At 52.8% G+C, this 15,551-nt stretch carries 16 protein-coding genes; 13 read left to right on the forward strand and 3 right to left on the reverse strand.

The window, feature by feature from the left end; translation table 11 throughout:
* Positions 1 to 82: 82 nt before the first annotated feature.
* The 5 genes from ACR9FF_RS04120 (at position 83) to ACR9FF_RS04140 (ending at position 6,016) form a co-directional block, all read left to right on the forward strand.
* Positions 83 to 757 carry a response regulator transcription factor gene (locus ACR9FF_RS04120; protein WP_435169223.1) on the forward strand — a complete coding sequence of 225 codons (675 nt, stop codon included), beginning with the start codon at positions 83 to 85 and terminating at the stop codon, positions 755 to 757.
* Complete coding sequence (locus tag ACR9FF_RS04125; protein ID WP_317980368.1) at positions 754 to 2,136, forward strand: HAMP domain-containing sensor histidine kinase; 1,383 nt, start codon at positions 754 to 756, stop codon at positions 2,134 to 2,136. Before ACR9FF_RS04120 ends, ACR9FF_RS04125 begins: the two co-directional genes overlap by 4 nt.
* 20 nt (positions 2,137 to 2,156) lie before the next feature.
* Positions 2,157 to 3,041, forward strand: coding sequence for a UTP--glucose-1-phosphate uridylyltransferase GalU (galU, locus tag ACR9FF_RS04130; protein WP_435169225.1), 885 nt, complete (start codon positions 2,157 to 2,159; stop codon positions 3,039 to 3,041).
* A 558-nt stretch (positions 3,042 to 3,599) separates the two neighbouring features.
* Entirely contained in the window at positions 3,600 to 4,850 is a 1,251-nt protein-coding gene (locus ACR9FF_RS04135) for an FxLYD domain-containing protein (protein WP_127498381.1), read from the forward strand.
* An 11-nt stretch (positions 4,851 to 4,861) separates the two neighbouring features.
* Positions 4,862 to 6,016: a S1C family serine protease gene (locus ACR9FF_RS04140; protein WP_116394079.1), complete on the forward strand. Its 1,155-nt coding sequence runs from the start codon at positions 4,862 to 4,864 to the stop codon at positions 6,014 to 6,016.
* Between the two features lie 697 nt (positions 6,017 to 6,713).
* On the opposite strand, the gene ACR9FF_RS04145 is transcribed toward ACR9FF_RS04140, so the two are convergent.
* Entirely contained in the window at positions 6,714 to 7,535 is an 822-nt protein-coding gene (locus tag ACR9FF_RS04145; RefSeq protein ID WP_435169228.1) for a hypothetical protein, read from the reverse strand.
* Positions 7,536 to 7,700: 165 nt separating this feature from the next.
* Entirely contained in the window at positions 7,701 to 8,315 is a 615-nt protein-coding gene (locus ACR9FF_RS04150) for a superoxide dismutase (protein ID WP_116394081.1), read from the reverse strand.
* 355 nt (positions 8,316 to 8,670) lie between these two features.
* Here ACR9FF_RS04150 and ACR9FF_RS04155 point away from each other — a divergent pair, with 355 nt between their 5' ends.
* The 7 genes from ACR9FF_RS04155 (at position 8,671) to folE (ending at position 13,059) form a co-directional block, all read left to right on the forward strand.
* Positions 8,671 to 9,093, forward strand: a complete 423-nt coding sequence (locus ACR9FF_RS04155) for a GNAT family N-acetyltransferase (protein WP_015842428.1) — start codon at positions 8,671 to 8,673, stop codon at positions 9,091 to 9,093.
* Between the two features lie 171 nt (positions 9,094 to 9,264).
* Positions 9,265 to 9,822: a DUF402 domain-containing protein gene (locus ACR9FF_RS04160; protein ID WP_435169230.1), complete on the forward strand. Its 558-nt coding sequence runs from the start codon at positions 9,265 to 9,267 to the stop codon at positions 9,820 to 9,822.
* Between the two features lie 5 nt (positions 9,823 to 9,827).
* Positions 9,828 to 10,412 carry a signal peptidase I gene (lepB, locus tag ACR9FF_RS04165; protein WP_435169232.1) on the forward strand — a complete coding sequence of 195 codons (585 nt, stop codon included), beginning with the start codon at positions 9,828 to 9,830 and terminating at the stop codon, positions 10,410 to 10,412.
* 44 nt (positions 10,413 to 10,456) lie between these two features.
* Positions 10,457 to 10,891, forward strand: coding sequence for a ribonuclease HI (gene rnhA / locus ACR9FF_RS04170; protein WP_201006868.1), 435 nt, complete (start codon positions 10,457 to 10,459; stop codon positions 10,889 to 10,891).
* 27 nt (positions 10,892 to 10,918) lie between these two features.
* Positions 10,919 to 12,106, forward strand: a complete 1,188-nt coding sequence (gene queG / locus ACR9FF_RS04175) for a tRNA epoxyqueuosine(34) reductase QueG (RefSeq protein ID WP_435169235.1) — start codon at positions 10,919 to 10,921, stop codon at positions 12,104 to 12,106.
* Between the two features lie 110 nt (positions 12,107 to 12,216).
* Positions 12,217 to 12,432: a YneF family protein gene (locus tag ACR9FF_RS04180; protein ID WP_127498389.1), complete on the forward strand. Its 216-nt coding sequence runs from the start codon at positions 12,217 to 12,219 to the stop codon at positions 12,430 to 12,432.
* A 39-nt stretch (positions 12,433 to 12,471) separates the two neighbouring features.
* Entirely contained in the window at positions 12,472 to 13,059 is a 588-nt protein-coding gene (gene folE / locus ACR9FF_RS04185; protein ID WP_435169237.1) for a GTP cyclohydrolase I FolE, read from the forward strand.
* 97 nt (positions 13,060 to 13,156) lie between these two features.
* Here folE and ACR9FF_RS04190 read toward each other — a convergent pair whose 3' ends face one another.
* Positions 13,157 to 14,251 (reverse strand): alpha/beta hydrolase, encoded by a 1,095-nt coding sequence (locus tag ACR9FF_RS04190; RefSeq protein ID WP_127498391.1) that lies wholly within the window; start codon positions 14,249 to 14,251, stop codon positions 13,157 to 13,159.
* Between the two features lie 236 nt (positions 14,252 to 14,487).
* Here ACR9FF_RS04190 and ACR9FF_RS04195 point away from each other — a divergent pair, with 236 nt between their 5' ends.
* A complete protein-coding gene (locus ACR9FF_RS04195) occupies positions 14,488 to 15,231 on the forward strand; it encodes an IclR family transcriptional regulator (protein ID WP_127498393.1) in 744 nt (247 codons plus the stop codon).
* Positions 15,232 to 15,551 lie beyond the last annotated feature (320 nt).

Consider the following 15,551-nt stretch of genomic DNA (forward strand, 5'->3'; position numbering starts at 1 on the left):
TGTAAACTTTGTCAACACAGTTCATCTTATTTTCATCTAGATGTATTATTGTAGAAAGACAGTGTACAGGAGGTGCTCCATTATGCCGAAAATACTCGTCGTGGACGACGATCCCAATATAAGAGAGCTGGTCAGCTTGTTTTTGCGGAGAGAAGGTTATGAAGTGATTGAAGCGACCAACGGGGAAGACGCTTTAACCCGCTTGGAGGCGGTTAAGCCCGATCTCGCGGTGATTGACGTGATGATGCCAAAAATGGACGGCTGGGCTTTATGCTCGACTTTGCGCGAGTCGTTCGACATGCCGCTCTTGATGCTGACGGCCAAGGGCGAGACGGCTCATAAGGTAAAAGGCTTTGAGCTTGGCGCCGATGATTACGTGGTGAAGCCCTTTGATCCGCCGGAGCTGATCGTCAGGGTCAAGGCGCTGCTCAAGCGTTACCGCATTGCTTCCTCGCAGGTAGTGGAGCTGGGCGGGCTGTCGATGAACCGCTCGGATTTCCAGCTTGTCGCGAACGGCGAGAAGATTCTGCTGCCGCCGAAGGAATTCGAGCTGCTCTTCAAGCTGACAAGCTATCCGGGCAAAACCTTCACGAGGGAGCATCTGATCGAGCAGCTGTGGGGGATGAACTACGAAGGGGACGAGCGCACGGTTGATGTACATATTAAGCGTCTTCGCGAGCGGTTTCCGGAGGAGGATTTTGGCTTCCGCATCGTGACGATCCGCGGCCTTGGCTACCGGTTGGAGGAGCGGGCATGATCCGCAGCTTGTACGTGCGAATAGCGGTGACTTTTCTGGTCATCGTATTAGTAAGTATTAGTATTGCCTACTATACGGCGAACCAGCTGTTCAAGCGGGATCTGCAGGGGCAGAACGGCCTGGAGGAAATGATGATTACCCGGCTGGAGCGGCTGTACAACGATTCGTCTCCGCGGTCCTTGCCGATATTCCTCGAGCAGGTCTCAAGCCTTCAGGAGATGTCGATCGTTGCGGTCAACCGGAACGGGCTTGTTATTCAAGTCGGGCGGACAAGCCGGGCGATCGTGAACCATTTGACTTACAAGACGGTCGAGAACATTTTTGGAGGCAAAACGGAACGGGTAAACTTCGCGGACGAGCATCAGAGCGGGCCGCCTTCGCCTCCGGCATACGGCCGCCTGGCTCAATTCGGCAATACGGAATGGGCCGTGTTTATTACTCCGGATCATGTCCGGCAGGTCCGAAGCTTCCAGCGGAATACGTTTACCATTCTGATTACGCTGCTGGTCGTCGGCTGTATCCTGATTCTGTTCGCCGCCCGTTATCTGGTGAAGCCGCTCAAAATGATGACGGCCGCCACCACCCGCATAGCCAAAGGCGACTTTGGCGTACAGCTTCCGATGTCGCACAAGAACGAGCTGGGGGAGCTTGCGGACAGCATTAACAAGATGGCGCATAGCTTGTCACAGCTGGAGACGATGCGGCGCGATTTCGTATCCAACGTATCGCATGAAATCCAATCGCCGCTCACCTCGATCGGCGGTTTTGCCGAAGCGCTGCGCAGCGAGGATTTGACGGAAGGGGACCGGAATCGTTATGTTGGTATTATTAAGCAGGAGAGCAGCCGTCTATCCAGGTTAAGCGAAAATCTGCTGAAGCTGGCGTCACTCGATTCCGAGCATCATCCGTACAAGCCGGTCACCTACCGGCTGGACAGGCAGCTCCGCGACGTCGTTTTGTCCTGCGAGCCGACCTGGCTTGCGAAGCGGCTGACGGTAGAGCTATTAATGGAAGAGACCGTGATTAAAGCCGACGAGGATCAACTGAGCCAGGTATGGATCAACCTGCTTGCCAACAGCATTAAATTTACGCCCGAGGAAGGGAAAATCTCGTTCCAGCTCTCGGAGAAAAACGGCTATGCCGTCGTCCGAATCTCCGATACGGGCAGCGGAATACCGGAGGAGGAACGGGACCGGGTATTCGAACGGTTTTACAAAATCGATCCGTCGAGGGACCGTTCCGAGGGCGGAAGCGGGCTTGGCTTATCTATTGTGAAGAAGATTATCGATATTCATGGCGGAATGATCGAGATCGAGGATGCGGAGCAAGGGGCGGTATTTGTCGTCCGGCTGCCGCTCAATCCCGACCCGCCAATGTGAAACAAGAAAGGGTGACGGCCATGTTTCATGAGAAGAAGAGGCAGCAGGTACGCAAAGCCATTATTCCCGCAGGGGGACTAGGTACGCGCTTCCTGCCCGCAACCAAGGCGCAGCCGAAGGAAATGCTTCCGATTATCGATAAGCCGGCTATTCAATATATTGTGGAAGAAGCGGTGCAGTCCGGCATCGACAGCATCATTATCGTCAGCGGGCGGCATAAGCGGGCGATCGAGGACCATTTCGACAAGTCTTACGAGCTGGAGAAGGAACTCGAGGAACGCGGCAACGAAGAGATGCTCGCCATTGTCCGCGACATCTCGCACCTGGCCGATATCTATTACGTCCGCCAGAAGGAACCGCTTGGGCTTGGACATGCCGTTTTGTGCGCGCGGCGTTTTATCGGGGATGAGCCGTTTGCGGTGCTGCTTGGCGATGATATCCTGCGTTCCGAGCCGCCATGCCTGCAGCAGATGATCCATCAATACGAGGAGACGGGCTCCTCGGTTATCGCCTTGATGGAAGTGCCTTGGAATCAGACCCATAAATACGGCATTGCCGCTTTTGATAATGCCGATCCTTCCCATAACCGCATTCTTGACCTGATCGAAAAGCCTGCGCCGGGGCAGGCGCCATCCAATTGGGCGGTTGTCGGGCGTTATGTGCTGGACCCGGCAATCTTCGAGCTGCTGGAGCATGCTAGGCCCGGCAAGGCCGGAGAAATTCAGCTGACGGACAGCCTTCAGCAGCTGAATCATTTCGCTCCGATTCTGGCGCATCGGTTCACGGGCAAACGCCATGACGTGGGCGATAAGCTGGGCTTCGTGAAAGCAACGATTGATTTCGCGCTGGAGCGGGAGGATCTGTCGGAGGAAGTGCGCAAATATTTGCGCGAGCGCCTCGACTGAGGGATATGAACGAAAAAAAACGCTGCTGTGAAGGGGAAGCCTCTGCGCAGCGGCGTTTTTTTAAGTTCACATGATAACGCTTTTGGCCTCCCTCGCTTGAGGGGATTTTGCCTACATTGGATTTGCTCCATTAAAATTAGCCGTTTTAGCTACTACGGATGTTCTATAGTGGAATTCCTCCAACGTAGATCGCTTAGAGAGGGGAAACTGGCTTCTAAAGCTCATTTTTACTGCTTGAAATCCAATGTGCGTGAGCAGATATGGATCTCTAAGGCAACTTTAATGTATAAAATCCAGCGTAGCATGCGAATGAGAAGGGGAGTAAAAAAGCCCGCAGCGATGAACGAACGGGTATGTATATGGTGCCGATTGGAGTAAAATAGGCGATTTGAGATATGCCGGATCCTGCTGAAGCAGGGTTCGGCTTTTTTGTGCGAAAATTTGGAAAGGGTTGGAGAAACTTTTTTTATTTTCCGTAAAGGAAAAATGGAGATCATTTATTTTTTCATATAGAATAGATAAGAGATATAAAGAGATGAACACTCAAGTTGGAGGAGAATGAAATTGTATTGCCATCATTGCGTTAGGGAGCATGATGCGGATGCCGTATATTGCAGCAGATGCGGCAGGCTGCTGGAGCCAGAGCGGAATTTGCAGCATGGAACAGAGGATAAGGCGGCAGCGTTGGAAGAATGGGATACGGCAAAGGACCAGGCAAGCACAGCATTGGAGACGTCGCAAACGCCGTTAAAGCAGACTGGCAGGGGCAATTTGCTCATTGGATTGATCCCCGTCATTGTACTCGTTGGTATTGCAGCGGTGCTGTTGTCTTATTATTTATATGAAACCAGATTAAATAACCGTGTCCTGGATTGGCAAAATGCAGCCAGACAGGAGGCATTGGCGGGTAAATACGAAGAGGCATTCCGGCAGCTGAACAAAGCGGCGGATGCGCGTCCGGATTTTAAGCCGGTACAGGCGGATTTGAAGGTCGTGGAGGAAGCATTATCCCTTGACCGTACGTTAACGGAAATTCAGCAGCGTCTGGATGACCAGGATTTGGGCGAAGCCTCTATCCAGCTGGAGCAGGTGAAGTCGAAGCTGCGCGGCCGGGAAGAGCCGATTTTCGGCAAAGTAAGGGATCAGGTTGAAGAAATGTCGACGAAGGTAACGGTGCTTCAAGTATCGTCGGAGTATGAGAGCATGACCGGCATTGACGATCTTGCGGGAGAGTATAACCAGGTGAAGGGCTTGTCCGGCGATGAGGCGCTTGCGCTTCGGCAGAAAATTGAAGCGAAGATTGCGGATATCAGCTACGACGAGGCCGACGCGATGCGGAAGAAGAAGAACTTCTCGGCGGCTATTACGGCAGCGCAAAAGGGGCTCATCTACGCGCCCGACAACGATAAGCTGGCTAAGCTGTACGACCGGATTGTCGTAGAGAAGAAAAACTTCGAAGACGCGGAGCAGCAGCGGATTGAGCAGGCGATGCAAAAGGCGGCGGAAGAGGATCTGATCAATCAGACGGCAGCGGTTAAGGTGAAGCATATCGATGCGCAGCTTGATCTTTTCGGCGACTTTAACGTGAAGGGGGAACTGCTCAACGCAGCTACCCGGCCGATTTACTCCGTTGTTATTGAATATACGGTTCATGATTCGGAAGGAAAAGTGATTACAACGGGCAAGGTGGATGCTACCCCTTCTTATATTGAGGCGGGCGAGACGTTCAGCTTCTCCTTTGTTGTTCATCATGTGCAGGATGAGAATGCAACAGTGGCTATCGATCATATGACTTGGTATTTGGATTAGGGGAATTAGTCATGAAAAAAGGAACATGGATTAGTCTCGTCGCGTCTGTGGCGGTGCTCTGCGCGGGAGCGGGCACCGCTGCGTATATACATGCAGAGGTGCCGAAGCAGCTAAGCGGCCTGCCTTTACTCGCTGACGCTAACGCTGGTGCGCCTAAGTCGTTAAAGGATATTATTTACGCAACTCAAAAGCTCGTTGTCATGATCGAAACGGAGGACGGGACGCAAGGCTCGGGTTTCGTCTATAACGATAAAGGCGACCTGATTACCAACGCCCATGTGGTTGCCGGTGCGAGCAAGGTGACGGTAAAAACGGCTGATGCGCGCGAGCTCGAAGGAGATGTTATCGGCATCAGTACGGAGACTGACGTTGCGGTTGTACGCGTTGCCGGACTAGCGGGAGTAGAACCGCTTTCGATGGTGCGCAAGGAGAAGGCGGAGATTGGCGATGAAGTTATCGCGATAGGCAGTCCGCTTGGCTTCCAGAATACCGTTACAACCGGCATTGTCAGCGGCGTAGGCCGGAGCTTCGAGATCAAGCCTTACACGTATAACGACCTGTACCAGATCTCCGCGCCTATTGCTCCGGGCAACAGCGGCGGACCGCTGGTCGACAAGAAGACAGGCGAGGTTCTGGGCATTAACTCCGCCGGGATCGAACAAAGCTCGATTGGCTTCAGCATACCCATCGTAAACGTGCTGGACATGGCCGAGGCATGGTCGGAACATCCGATGAAGACCTTGCCGGAAGGGAAGCCTGCCGAGGATGACGGCAACGTGAAGAAGGATGCATCGATTACCGAGTATGCGGAATATTTGGTTACGCACTTTTACGATAGTCTTAATAATGCCGACTACGTTTACGCTTATTCCCTGCTTGGCGGCAATTGGAAGCTTGGCACAAGCTACGAGGTATTCCGCCAAGGTTACATGATGACCCGGAACGTGGTTATCGACAACATCCACGTCACGAAGGAAAGCAACGACGAGGCGATTGTTACAGCAATCATCTCGGTTGACGAACGGGTGGACGGCGAATACCGGCTCAGCAAGTATCAGGTAACCTATGACGTTGGTTACGAGAACGATCAGCTTAAGCTGATCAGCGGCAAGGGCAAAGTCATTAAGCAAGGCGAGGAGCAAGATAAGCCTACGAAGGCTAAATGAGGTTGAAGAGGTTGGAGGAAAGGTCGCGGGCATAGGCTCGCGGCCTTTTTTCATGCTCATAAGGGGGGGGGGGGAGGTCGCTAGGCTCACAATCGTTAGCGCTTCAAGCGGTTTTCGGGATGCCCGGCTCAATTGCTGCACTATAGCGGGTAAACTGCGGCTAACAAACTCCTTGTTAAAAGCCCATTGATCCGCCTTGCTCTGCCGACGTTGCACGAAATGCATCATAATGGAGCGTTTTAGTGCTCTAACACGAAATACCCTGCATGGAGTGCAGGGTATTCGGCATGGATGTCGCTATATTGCCTCAAATCGGCGAATATAGGGCACTTTGTGCAGTATATTTCGCTCAACTCTGTCCATTTGGCTGCTTATGCTGCATTTCGTGCAATTTGCCCGAGGTGGAGCGGAATGGTGAGGGACGAAAAAAGCCAAATAAGACGGAAAAACCGTACTGCAGAGGGTGGAGTGGGATGGGGAGCGGGTGAAAGTAGCCAAATAAGATGGAAAAACCGTACTGCAGAGGGTGGAGTGGGATGGTGGTGGGCAAAAGTAGCCAAATAAGACGGAAAAACCGCACTGCAGAGGGTGGAGCGTTGTGACGAAACCGGAAAACAGCCTCTCGGCGGAAAATGACTCTGAAGCGCCCCAAAAAAAGCTGCAAAGCCGAATACGGCCGTGCAGCTCGGATCAATCTTTATACCTCTTCCGGATCATAGGTGGCGAAGTGTTCGGCAACGTTCAGATGGGCAATATCCGTCAGCTCCTGCGGTAGTTCATCCTCTTCGTCAGATCTTCCGGTTGCCGTGAAGAACAACTCGATTGCGACCGTATCAAAGCGTTGTACCGGGAATGTCAGCAGCGTTTGCGGTATGACGCGGCCATTCAAGCGGAGAATACACTGAATAGGCCCGCCGATAGGGATTCCGCTAACCGAAGCAATCTGGCCGTTAAACGAGAAGCGTACAACGCCGGTTCGAGCAAGCGAATCGCGAATGCTCATGCCAGGCCAGAACGGTACGCGGTAAGCGTTCGTTACGTTAGGGAAGAAACGTCCGCCGTTAATGACAACAGTGACATATGCCGGTCCGGGCTGAGGAGGGAACGGCGGAAAGAACGGCGGGAAAAACGGCGGGAACGGCCCCGGCCCAGGCGGGAATGGCCCTGGTCCTGGCGGGAATGGCCCCGGCCCAGGCGGGAATGGACCTGGCCCAGGCGGGAATGGCCCCGGCCCCGGCGGGAATGGCCCCGGCCCAGGCGGGAACGGACCAGGCCCCGGTGGGAATGGCCCCGGCCCAGGCGGGAACGGACCAGGCCCTGGTGGGAATGGCCCCGGACCCGGTGGGAATGGCCCCGGCCCCGGCGGGAACGGCCCCGGCCCTGGCCCCGGACCCGGCCCTGGTCCAGGAGGTGGCGGAGGCGGTCCGGGCATTAACGTCCGCGTGCCCCCGCAGCCGCAGTTGCTAACAACGGTGTTGTTGCCTTTCCCTTCGATATACTTATAAGTATAGCTGTTCATGCGCTTTGTCAGACTCCTTCGTATGACAGATTAGGCAATCATCCTGATCCATCTTATGCGGCGGATGCCTATCCGTGTGCACGAAGCAGCAGCTGCGGGACCTTTTGCGATAAAAATAAACAAGGCTGCCCCAAAGGGACAGCCTTGTTGTATTCAAGCAACTGCTTATTTAACAGCTGCTTCGTAACGTTTGCCAACTTCAGCCCAGTTTACAACGTTCCAGAACGCTGCAATGTAGTCAGGGCGTTTGTTTTGGTAGTTCAGGTAGTAAGCATGCTCCCAAACGTCCAGACCAAGGATAGGCGTTTCGCCTTCGAAGATCGGGCTGTCTTGGTTAGGCAGGCTCGATACTTTCAGCTTGCCGTCTTTAACGGAGAGCCAAGCCCAACCGCTGCCGAAGCGAGTTGTAGCTGCTTTCGCGAATTCAGCTTTGAACGCGTCGAAGCCGCCCAGTTCGCTGTCGATTGCCGCAGCCAGTGCGCCAGTTGGAGCGCCGCCGCCGTTAGGGCCGATAACTTCCCAGAACAGGGAGTGGTTTGCATGGCCGCCGCCGTTGTTGCGTACAGCCGTTTTGATTGCGTCCGGAACGATTGCCAGGTTGTTAGCCAGCAGTTCTTCCAGGGACTTGTCTTGCAGCTCAGGAGCTTGTTCCAGAGCAGCGTTCAGGTTAGTCACGTAAGTGTTGTGGTGACGGCCGTGGTGGATTTCCATTGTCAGCGCGTCGATATGCGGTTCAAGAGCGTCTTTCGCGTAAGGCAAAGCAGGTAATTGATGAGCCATGATTAACAGCCTCCCATAAATAGGTTATGTAAAACTCTTCTCATATTATCCCTTATCCGAGTGCATAAATCAACATTAATGTTGCAAAAGTCGAATGGTGACGGACAAAGTCGTACGAGTTGTAGAATGTCACGGGAGCCACGGAAATATGCAAAAACATTAGAAAACGAGGCAAATCCAGAGTAAACGGGCAATAAATACATGTAAGCGCTTAAAATAAAGCGTTTTCAACGTAATTTAGCAAATTTCTTTAAAATTTTTAAGTATTTTTTAAGACAAAAAGAGGATTTCGTTATAAAATGTCGTAAAATATATAAATGCAGCACTATGACAAGGTATAGAAGGTGTATAATTAATGAACGTTCGTTCCTTCCAGTTGTCTGACTACAGACCTGTCACTACACTCCTTGAGGAAGTATTGTCTGAAGAGTGTTACGAACAAACGATGGAAGCTTTTGCGCGTCAATTGTCATGGGACAGTGAGCTTGTACTTGTCGCTGTCGAAGAGTCGGAAATTGTAGGTATGATCATCGGCACGATTGATAATAACAAGGGTTATTACTATCGTATCGCTGTTCATACGGAGTATCGTCGCCAAGGAATTGGCAAGGCGCTTATACAAGCTTTACGGCAGCGCTTCGAGCAGCGCAACGTTTCCAAAATATTAATTACCGCCGACGAGCATAATGAACCGGTGTTGCCGTTATATGAAGCGATGGGTTATGCTTCGAACGACTTTTTCCGTTCATTCCAGAAATTAAGTATTGTAGCAGGCTAAACGGCTTCCGAATTCAGCCTAATAGCCATATTGTGCAGGGCATATCTGCATCGCCATTGCTTTTGGCGGTCAGATATGCTTTTCTATTTAAAAGGACTATTGTTTGGAACATACGAACGGGGCGCTTGATGCCGCCCTTGGCCCGTTTCACAATAAGTAAGGAGAGGCGTCATGGACATTTATCGGCACTGTGTTATCAAAAGCTTCAAGCACGACGGTCATATTCACCGAACATGGCAGCGCAACTACCTTGTGCCGGCAGAACGGCTTGCGCCGGTGCACAGGGATAACCAAATCATTGTGCTTATAAATCGTCAGACGCCTATAGTGGAATCCGACGGCAAGCAATGGATCAGCCGCGTGCCGGCGGTATCGTTCTTTATTCCGGGTGAATGGTTTAACGTCGTAGCGCTGCTGGAAGACAGCGGCATCCGTTACTATTGCAATATCGCATCTCCGCCTTATTTGCAGGGGGACGTGCTTACTTATATCGATTATGATCTGGATGTGATCCGCACGACCGAAGGCAACCGCTATGTCGTGGATCAGGACGAGTACCAGATGCACAAGCTGGCTTATCATTATCCGCAGATGGTGGAGGACAAGGTTCAGCAAGGACTGGCAGCGCTGCTCAAGCGGATGGACGAGGGAGCGGTTCCTTTCCAGGATGACATTGTCCAAAGATACTATGCAGACTGGCATAGCACCTGTGGGGAAAGCGAGGGGTAGGCAGCATGAGTGTATCCCCTTCTGATCTGAATGAAACCGCCCCGCGGGAGGCTCATGAGAAGACTCATTGGTTCAAGGAAGTGCTGGAGTGGGCGAAGACCATAACGATTTCTTTTTTGATCGTGATGGTGCTGCATCTGTTTGTCTTTAATCTCTCGACAGTCGAAGGGCATTCCATGGAGCCGACGCTTCGGGACCGGGAGTGGCTGTTCGTGAATAAGGCCGCTTATCTGATTGGCAATCCCAAGCTGGGAGATGTCGTTATTCTCGAGGACCCTTCGGCATACGGCACCGAAAAAGACTTTCTGGTTAAGCGTGTCGTTGGCGTGGCCGGCGACCGCATCGAAATTTACAATAAACAGCTCTACCGTAACGGGGAAAAGGTATCGGAAGCCTATACTGATGTCGAAATCGAGGATCTGGATTTTATGCCGGTTATTGTTCCGAAGGGGCAATATTTCGTCATGGGGGACAACCGCCATGCGAGAGCCAGCAAGGACAGCCGGATTTTTGGCACCGTACCGCGTTCCATGATTCACGGCAGAGCGGATATTATTTTATGGCCGTTCAAGCAGGTGAAGGTGTTATAGCCTTATAGAATTGCTCCGCAATTTTCTTTGTAGGAGATGGACGAATGAAGGAAGTAACGATTTATACGGACGGCGCCTGCTCGGGGAATCCGGGGCCGGGCGGCTGGGGAGCCGTTCTGTTCTACGGTGCTCACCGTAAAGAGCTTTCCGGGGGCGAGAAGCATTCGACGAACAACCGGATGGAGATTCAGGCGGTTATTGAAGCGCTGAGCCTTCTGAAGGAACCGTGCAAAGCAAAGATATACAGCGATTCCGCTTATGTCGTGAACTGCTTTCAGAAGGGCTGGATTCACGGCTGGCTGCGCAATGGCTGGAAGAACAGCAAGAAGGAGCCGGTGGAGAATCAGGACCTGTGGAAAACCCTATGGGATCTGATGAAGCGCCATCAGGTGGAATACATCAAAGTAAAAGGGCATAGCGACAACGAGTGGAATAACCGCTGCGACGAGCTTGCCCGAGAAGCGATTAAACGGTTGTAACTTTAGGAGGAAGGGAGCCAGGTGCTAATGGACGGCAGCCGCTGGATAACGTTAAAAGAAGAATTGCGCGAAGCGGCGGCAAGCCTTGGCATCGACAAGATTGGCTTTGCTTCCGCCGATCCGTTTACCGAGCTGAAAAAAAGGCTGATCCGGCATCGCGAGCTAGGCCGCGAGTCGGGCTTCGAGGAGCCGGATTTGGACAAACGGACCAATCCGGCTTTGCTGTTTGATAATCCGCAATCGATCATCGCGATTGCCGTCGCTTATCCGGCGAAGCTGCCTAATCCGCCAAAGTCGGAACCGGGGGCCAGACGCGGTATTTTATCGCGGTCCGCTTGGGGCGATGATTATCATAAGGTGCTGCGGGACCGGATGGCGAAGCTGGAGGCCTGGCTGAAGGAACGCGTACCCGAAGCGCGGTTCGAGAGCATGGTCGATACGGGCGCCTTGTCAGACCGGGCGGTTGCCGAACGTGCCGGGATCGGCTGGAGCGCGAAGAACTGCTCGATCTTAAGCGAGGACCTGGGCTCTTGGATTTACCTCGGCGAGATGATCACGAATATCCCGTTCGAGCCGGATACGCCGGTGACGGAGGGCTGCGGGGAATGCACCAAATGCATTGACGCATGCCCGACGGACGCGCTGGTTGGTCCGGGACAGCTGGATTCGAATAAGTGCATCTCGTTTATTACGCAAACCAAAGGCTTTATCTCCGATGAATACATGCGCAAGATCGGCAACCGGCTGTATGGCTGCGACACGTGCCAGACCGTATGTCCGGTGAACCGGGGTAAGAACTGGACCCACCAGCCGGAGCTTCAGCCGGATCCGGAGCTGGTCAAGCCGCTGCTTGTCCCGCTGCTGACGATCGGCAACCGGGAATTCAAAGATCGTTACGGCCATACCTCTTCCGCCTGGCGCGGCAAGAAACCGATCCAGCGCAACGCGGTTATCGGCCTTGGCAATTTTAAAGACAAAAGCGCCGTGCCGGATTTGATTGGCGTACTGAAGGACGATACGCGTCCGGTGCTGCGCGGAACGGCTGCCTGGGCACTCTCACGCATCGGCGGCGACGAGGCGATGGAAGCCCTGATAGAGGCGCTGCCGAACGAGACGGACGAAGAAGCCAGAGTCTATTTGGAGCGTGCGATCGCCAGTCTGGAGACTGACCTTGGCAGAGCGGAGGAAGGAGCTTCGATCCCGCGTGAAAGCTAGGAAAAATTACTTCCCCGGGACGTTTGCGAATGCCTGCTTTACATGCTATTATAGGGGTCATTATAGACTATAGGCTGGATTAGTAGAAAGGGCCGGGTGAGTTCATCATTATGTGGAACATCATTATTCCGATTGTAACTTTAATCGTAGGGGTTGCAGGCGGATTTTTTATCGGGGTATTCTACCTGCGCAAGCAGCTTGAGAAGATGCAGAACGACCCTGAAATGATTCAAAAAATGGCCAAACAAATGGGCTACAACTTGAACAAACAGCAAATGAATCGTGCACAGCAAATGATGAAAAATCAGAAAATGCCACGAAGATAAAGTGCGGTCAGTTGGTAGTAGCCGGAGAGGTGGTACGAAATGGCGGGGATGAAAGACTACGTCAATTCGGCGGTATCGCGCAACCGGGAGCAAATCGAGCATCATGTAAAAGAAATTTTGAAGCTGGTTGGCGAAGACGTCGAAAGAGAAGGGCTGCTGGAGACACCAGCTCGCGTTACCCGGATGTATGAAGAGATTTTCGCGGGCTACGAGGTAGATCCGCGCGAGGTGCTTGGCGTTACCTTCGACGAGCAGCATGAAGAGCTTGTTATTGTCAAAGACATTGTCTACTACAGCCAATGTGAGCATCATATGGCGCCGTTCTTCGGGAAGGTGCACATCGGATATATTCCAAGCGGCAAAATCGCCGGTCTCAGCAAGCTGGCAAGACTTGTTGAAGCGGTATCGAGAAGACTGCAGGTGCAGGAGCGGATCACGACGCAGATCGCGGACATTATGCAGGAAGTGCTGAAGCCGCAAGGCGTGATGGTTGTCGTGGAAGGCGAGCATCTCTGCATGTGCGCGCGCGGCGTGAAGAAGCCGGGCAGCAAGACGGTTACGTCGGCCGTTCGCGGCGTATTCTCGGATAGTGCGCTGCGTTCGGAGTTTCTGTCTTTGCTCAAGTAATAGCAGATTTAAAAATAAAAGGCCACCGTGGCATCAAGCGTTATTAGATCGCTTGATGCTGCGGTGGCTTTTTTGTCATCCGTATAAGGGCTGTATGCTAAGTGGTTTGCGTATTGTCTTTGGCGGGATGCGATTCCTGGAACTGTTGATCGACCTGGCCGAGGAAAAGGGCTGCGCGCTGGATGTATTCGGTTGGCGAAGCGCGGAAGAGCATTTCGTGCTGGCCGTTTGGTACAATCCAGGAGCGGGACAGCGGGTTCGTCTGATCCGCCGCTATTTGCTCGGCTAACTGGTAAGGTGCTTTGGCATCGCTTGTGCCATGCATAATGTACAGCGGTATATCAAAGGACTTCGATAATATTTGATCAACCGGCACCTGCTTCAGGTTTGTGCCAGACCAGGTAGGGAGCAGCATTTCGATCAACTGCTTGGACGGGAACTTCGGTAGCGGCAAAATTTGCGTCACATTGTGGAACATCGTATCGGCAGTTGCCAGGAAGGTGCTGTCCAGAATCATCGCGTCAATATCCTTCGTCTGCAGTGCGGCTTGGAGAGCCGTGCCTGCTCCCATCGAGAAGCCCCATACGACAATCTCCTGGGCTCCGCGGGACTTGGCGAAATTGATGGCCGCGAGCAGCTGCTGCGATTCTTCAATCCCCGCCGTAGCCGGCGCCTTGTATTTCTGCGAGGCATAGCCGTAGTCAAAAAGCACCACATTATAGTGAAGCCCGTGAAGCAGCTTCGTCAGATCATACATCGGTACCCAGTCTTCCTCGCGGTTGGCGCCATAGCCGTGGCTGAAAATAACGGTGCGTTCCGACTTCGCCGTGGAGCTTGCCAGAACCGCGTCGGAATCATTATCCGAGGCCGGCACATACCAGCCGCTGACGGTTGTTTTTCCGCTGGCGCTTGGGAATAAAATATCTTCATAATCGAGGCCGGCAGCGGCCTTCGGATTGGAAGTAAGCGGTGCTACATAAGGATAGGTCAGCATCCAGGCGACATATCCGTAGAAAACGAGAACAAGCAGCAGGCATAGCGCCGTGAACGAAGCAACCAACGCGATGAAGAAATGCTTGCGCGTCTTAGCCTGCGGTCGCTGCTTTTGCAGCCCGCCATCAAGCGGAAAAGGCTGCAGCGTTTGGGGAAAGCCGGTTTCAAGCGGCATTGGTGTCATTATGGTTGTGCTCATCGCATCGTCCCTCCCTCACTACTAACTATGTAAGCGCTATTACATATCTAGTACTTTTATCGTAGACCCGTAGGGTTAGGCCTGTCAATTGATGTCGATGTAATGTTAAGCATTTGTAATCAGGCTGTAATGAAAGATCTTTTCTTTACCATTATCGCTGAATTAAGGTATACTGGATGATAATAAGTTTCATTGTACGAAACCAAAATTGGAGCGGATCAAGGAGGGCGGACTGGATGGAAGAAGGCAAATCAAATGTACGTGCGGTAGAACGGGCGCTGGATATTTTGCTCTGTTTCACGGAGGGATCGGATCTGGCAATGTCCGAAATCGCGGAAAAGGTAGGCCTGCATAAAAGCACCGTCCACCGCATGCTGGCAACGTTGGAAGACCGCGGCTTCGTAGAGCGGGATCCGTCGTCCGAGCGTTATCACCTCGGAATGCGGATGTGGGAGCTGTCGGCGCATCTGTCCAGCTCGGATGACCAATCCGTCATCTGGCAGCCGGAGATGGAGCGCTTGCGCGACCGGCTCGGAGAGACGGTTAGTATATATGTACGCGACGGATCGGAGCGCGTGCGGATTCAGGCGGTCCAGAGCAATCAGCCGGTTCGCCGGGTAGCGCCGGTTGGCGCGAGGCTGCCGCTGTATGCCGGCGCATCCAGCAAAGTGCTGATCGCTTATTCCGACCGCTTTGTGCAGGAGCAGATATTTGGCGATCCGGCTTGGCTGCTCGCGATCGACCTTGACCAATATAAGCAGCAGCTCGAGGAAATCGCGCAGCAGGGCTACGCGACCAGCTTCGAGGAGCGCGAGCCGGGGGTTGCGGCATTGGCAGCGCCAATCTTCAACCGGCATGGCCAGGTGGCCGCGGCGTTATCCGTATCCGGGCCATCCAGCCGTCTAACGATGGAGACGATGCGAGAGTATTCGCCGGTTCTAATCGAGTTCGCGAAGCGTATGGGGACCATGATCAAGTAGGTAAGGTTAAGTGGCAAACTCCGCATACGTGCAGGTTATGGTGGCAAACTCCGCATTTGAATGAGGTTCTGGTTAAATGGCAAACTCCGCATTTGAATGTTCTTCCGATCGCCATTGCTCAGGGATTCCTTGGAATTAGGTTTAATAGTGTAGGAATCCCTTCACAAACCCTAATGACCTTTCGGTCACCGCCAAGTATGAAAATGTTAAACTTCGTTTCAACCTCAATTTCCCTTCCAATACTGGTAATGGCAGGTCAAAGGTCGTTCGCTTTTTGGTGAAACTAAACCCGATTCACAAACCGACCTATTACAACGACG

Source organism: Paenibacillus glycanilyticus (assembly GCF_051200795.1).
GTDB classification, from domain to species: domain Bacteria; phylum Bacillota; class Bacilli; order Paenibacillales; family Paenibacillaceae; genus Pristimantibacillus; species Pristimantibacillus glycanilyticus.

Excerpts from the sequence above, each read along its gene's own strand:
- galU (WP_435169225.1), top strand. The coding sequence starts at position 2,157 with ATGTTTCATGAGAAGAAGAGGCAGCAGGTACGCAAAGCCATTATTCCC.
- ACR9FF_RS04195 (WP_127498393.1), top strand. The coding sequence starts at position 14,488 with ATGGAAGAAGGCAAATCAAATGTACGTGCGGTAGAACGGGCGCTGGAT.
- ACR9FF_RS04190 (WP_127498391.1), bottom strand. The coding sequence starts at position 14,251 with ATGAGCACAACCATAATGACACCAATGCCGCTTGAAACCGGCTTTCCC.
- queG (WP_435169235.1), top strand. The coding sequence starts at position 10,919 with ATGGACGGCAGCCGCTGGATAACGTTAAAAGAAGAATTGCGCGAAGCG.
- ACR9FF_RS04125 (WP_317980368.1), top strand. The coding sequence starts at position 754 with ATGATCCGCAGCTTGTACGTGCGAATAGCGGTGACTTTTCTGGTCATC.
- folE (WP_435169237.1), top strand. The coding sequence starts at position 12,472 with ATGGCGGGGATGAAAGACTACGTCAATTCGGCGGTATCGCGCAACCGG.
- lepB (WP_435169232.1), top strand. The coding sequence starts at position 9,828 with ATGAGTGTATCCCCTTCTGATCTGAATGAAACCGCCCCGCGGGAGGCT.
- ACR9FF_RS04135 (WP_127498381.1), top strand. The coding sequence starts at position 3,600 with ATGAAATTGTATTGCCATCATTGCGTTAGGGAGCATGATGCGGATGCC.
- ACR9FF_RS04180 (WP_127498389.1), top strand. The coding sequence starts at position 12,217 with ATGTGGAACATCATTATTCCGATTGTAACTTTAATCGTAGGGGTTGCA.
- ACR9FF_RS04160 (WP_435169230.1), top strand. The coding sequence starts at position 9,265 with ATGGACATTTATCGGCACTGTGTTATCAAAAGCTTCAAGCACGACGGT.
- ACR9FF_RS04140 (WP_116394079.1), top strand. The coding sequence starts at position 4,862 with ATGAAAAAAGGAACATGGATTAGTCTCGTCGCGTCTGTGGCGGTGCTC.
- ACR9FF_RS04120 (WP_435169223.1), top strand. The coding sequence starts at position 83 with ATGCCGAAAATACTCGTCGTGGACGACGATCCCAATATAAGAGAGCTG.
- rnhA (WP_201006868.1), top strand. The coding sequence starts at position 10,457 with ATGAAGGAAGTAACGATTTATACGGACGGCGCCTGCTCGGGGAATCCG.
- ACR9FF_RS04155 (WP_015842428.1), top strand. The coding sequence starts at position 8,671 with ATGAACGTTCGTTCCTTCCAGTTGTCTGACTACAGACCTGTCACTACA.
- ACR9FF_RS04145 (WP_435169228.1), bottom strand. The coding sequence starts at position 7,535 with ATGAACAGCTATACTTATAAGTATATCGAAGGGAAAGGCAACAACACC.
- ACR9FF_RS04150 (WP_116394081.1), bottom strand. The coding sequence starts at position 8,315 with ATGGCTCATCAATTACCTGCTTTGCCTTACGCGAAAGACGCTCTTGAA.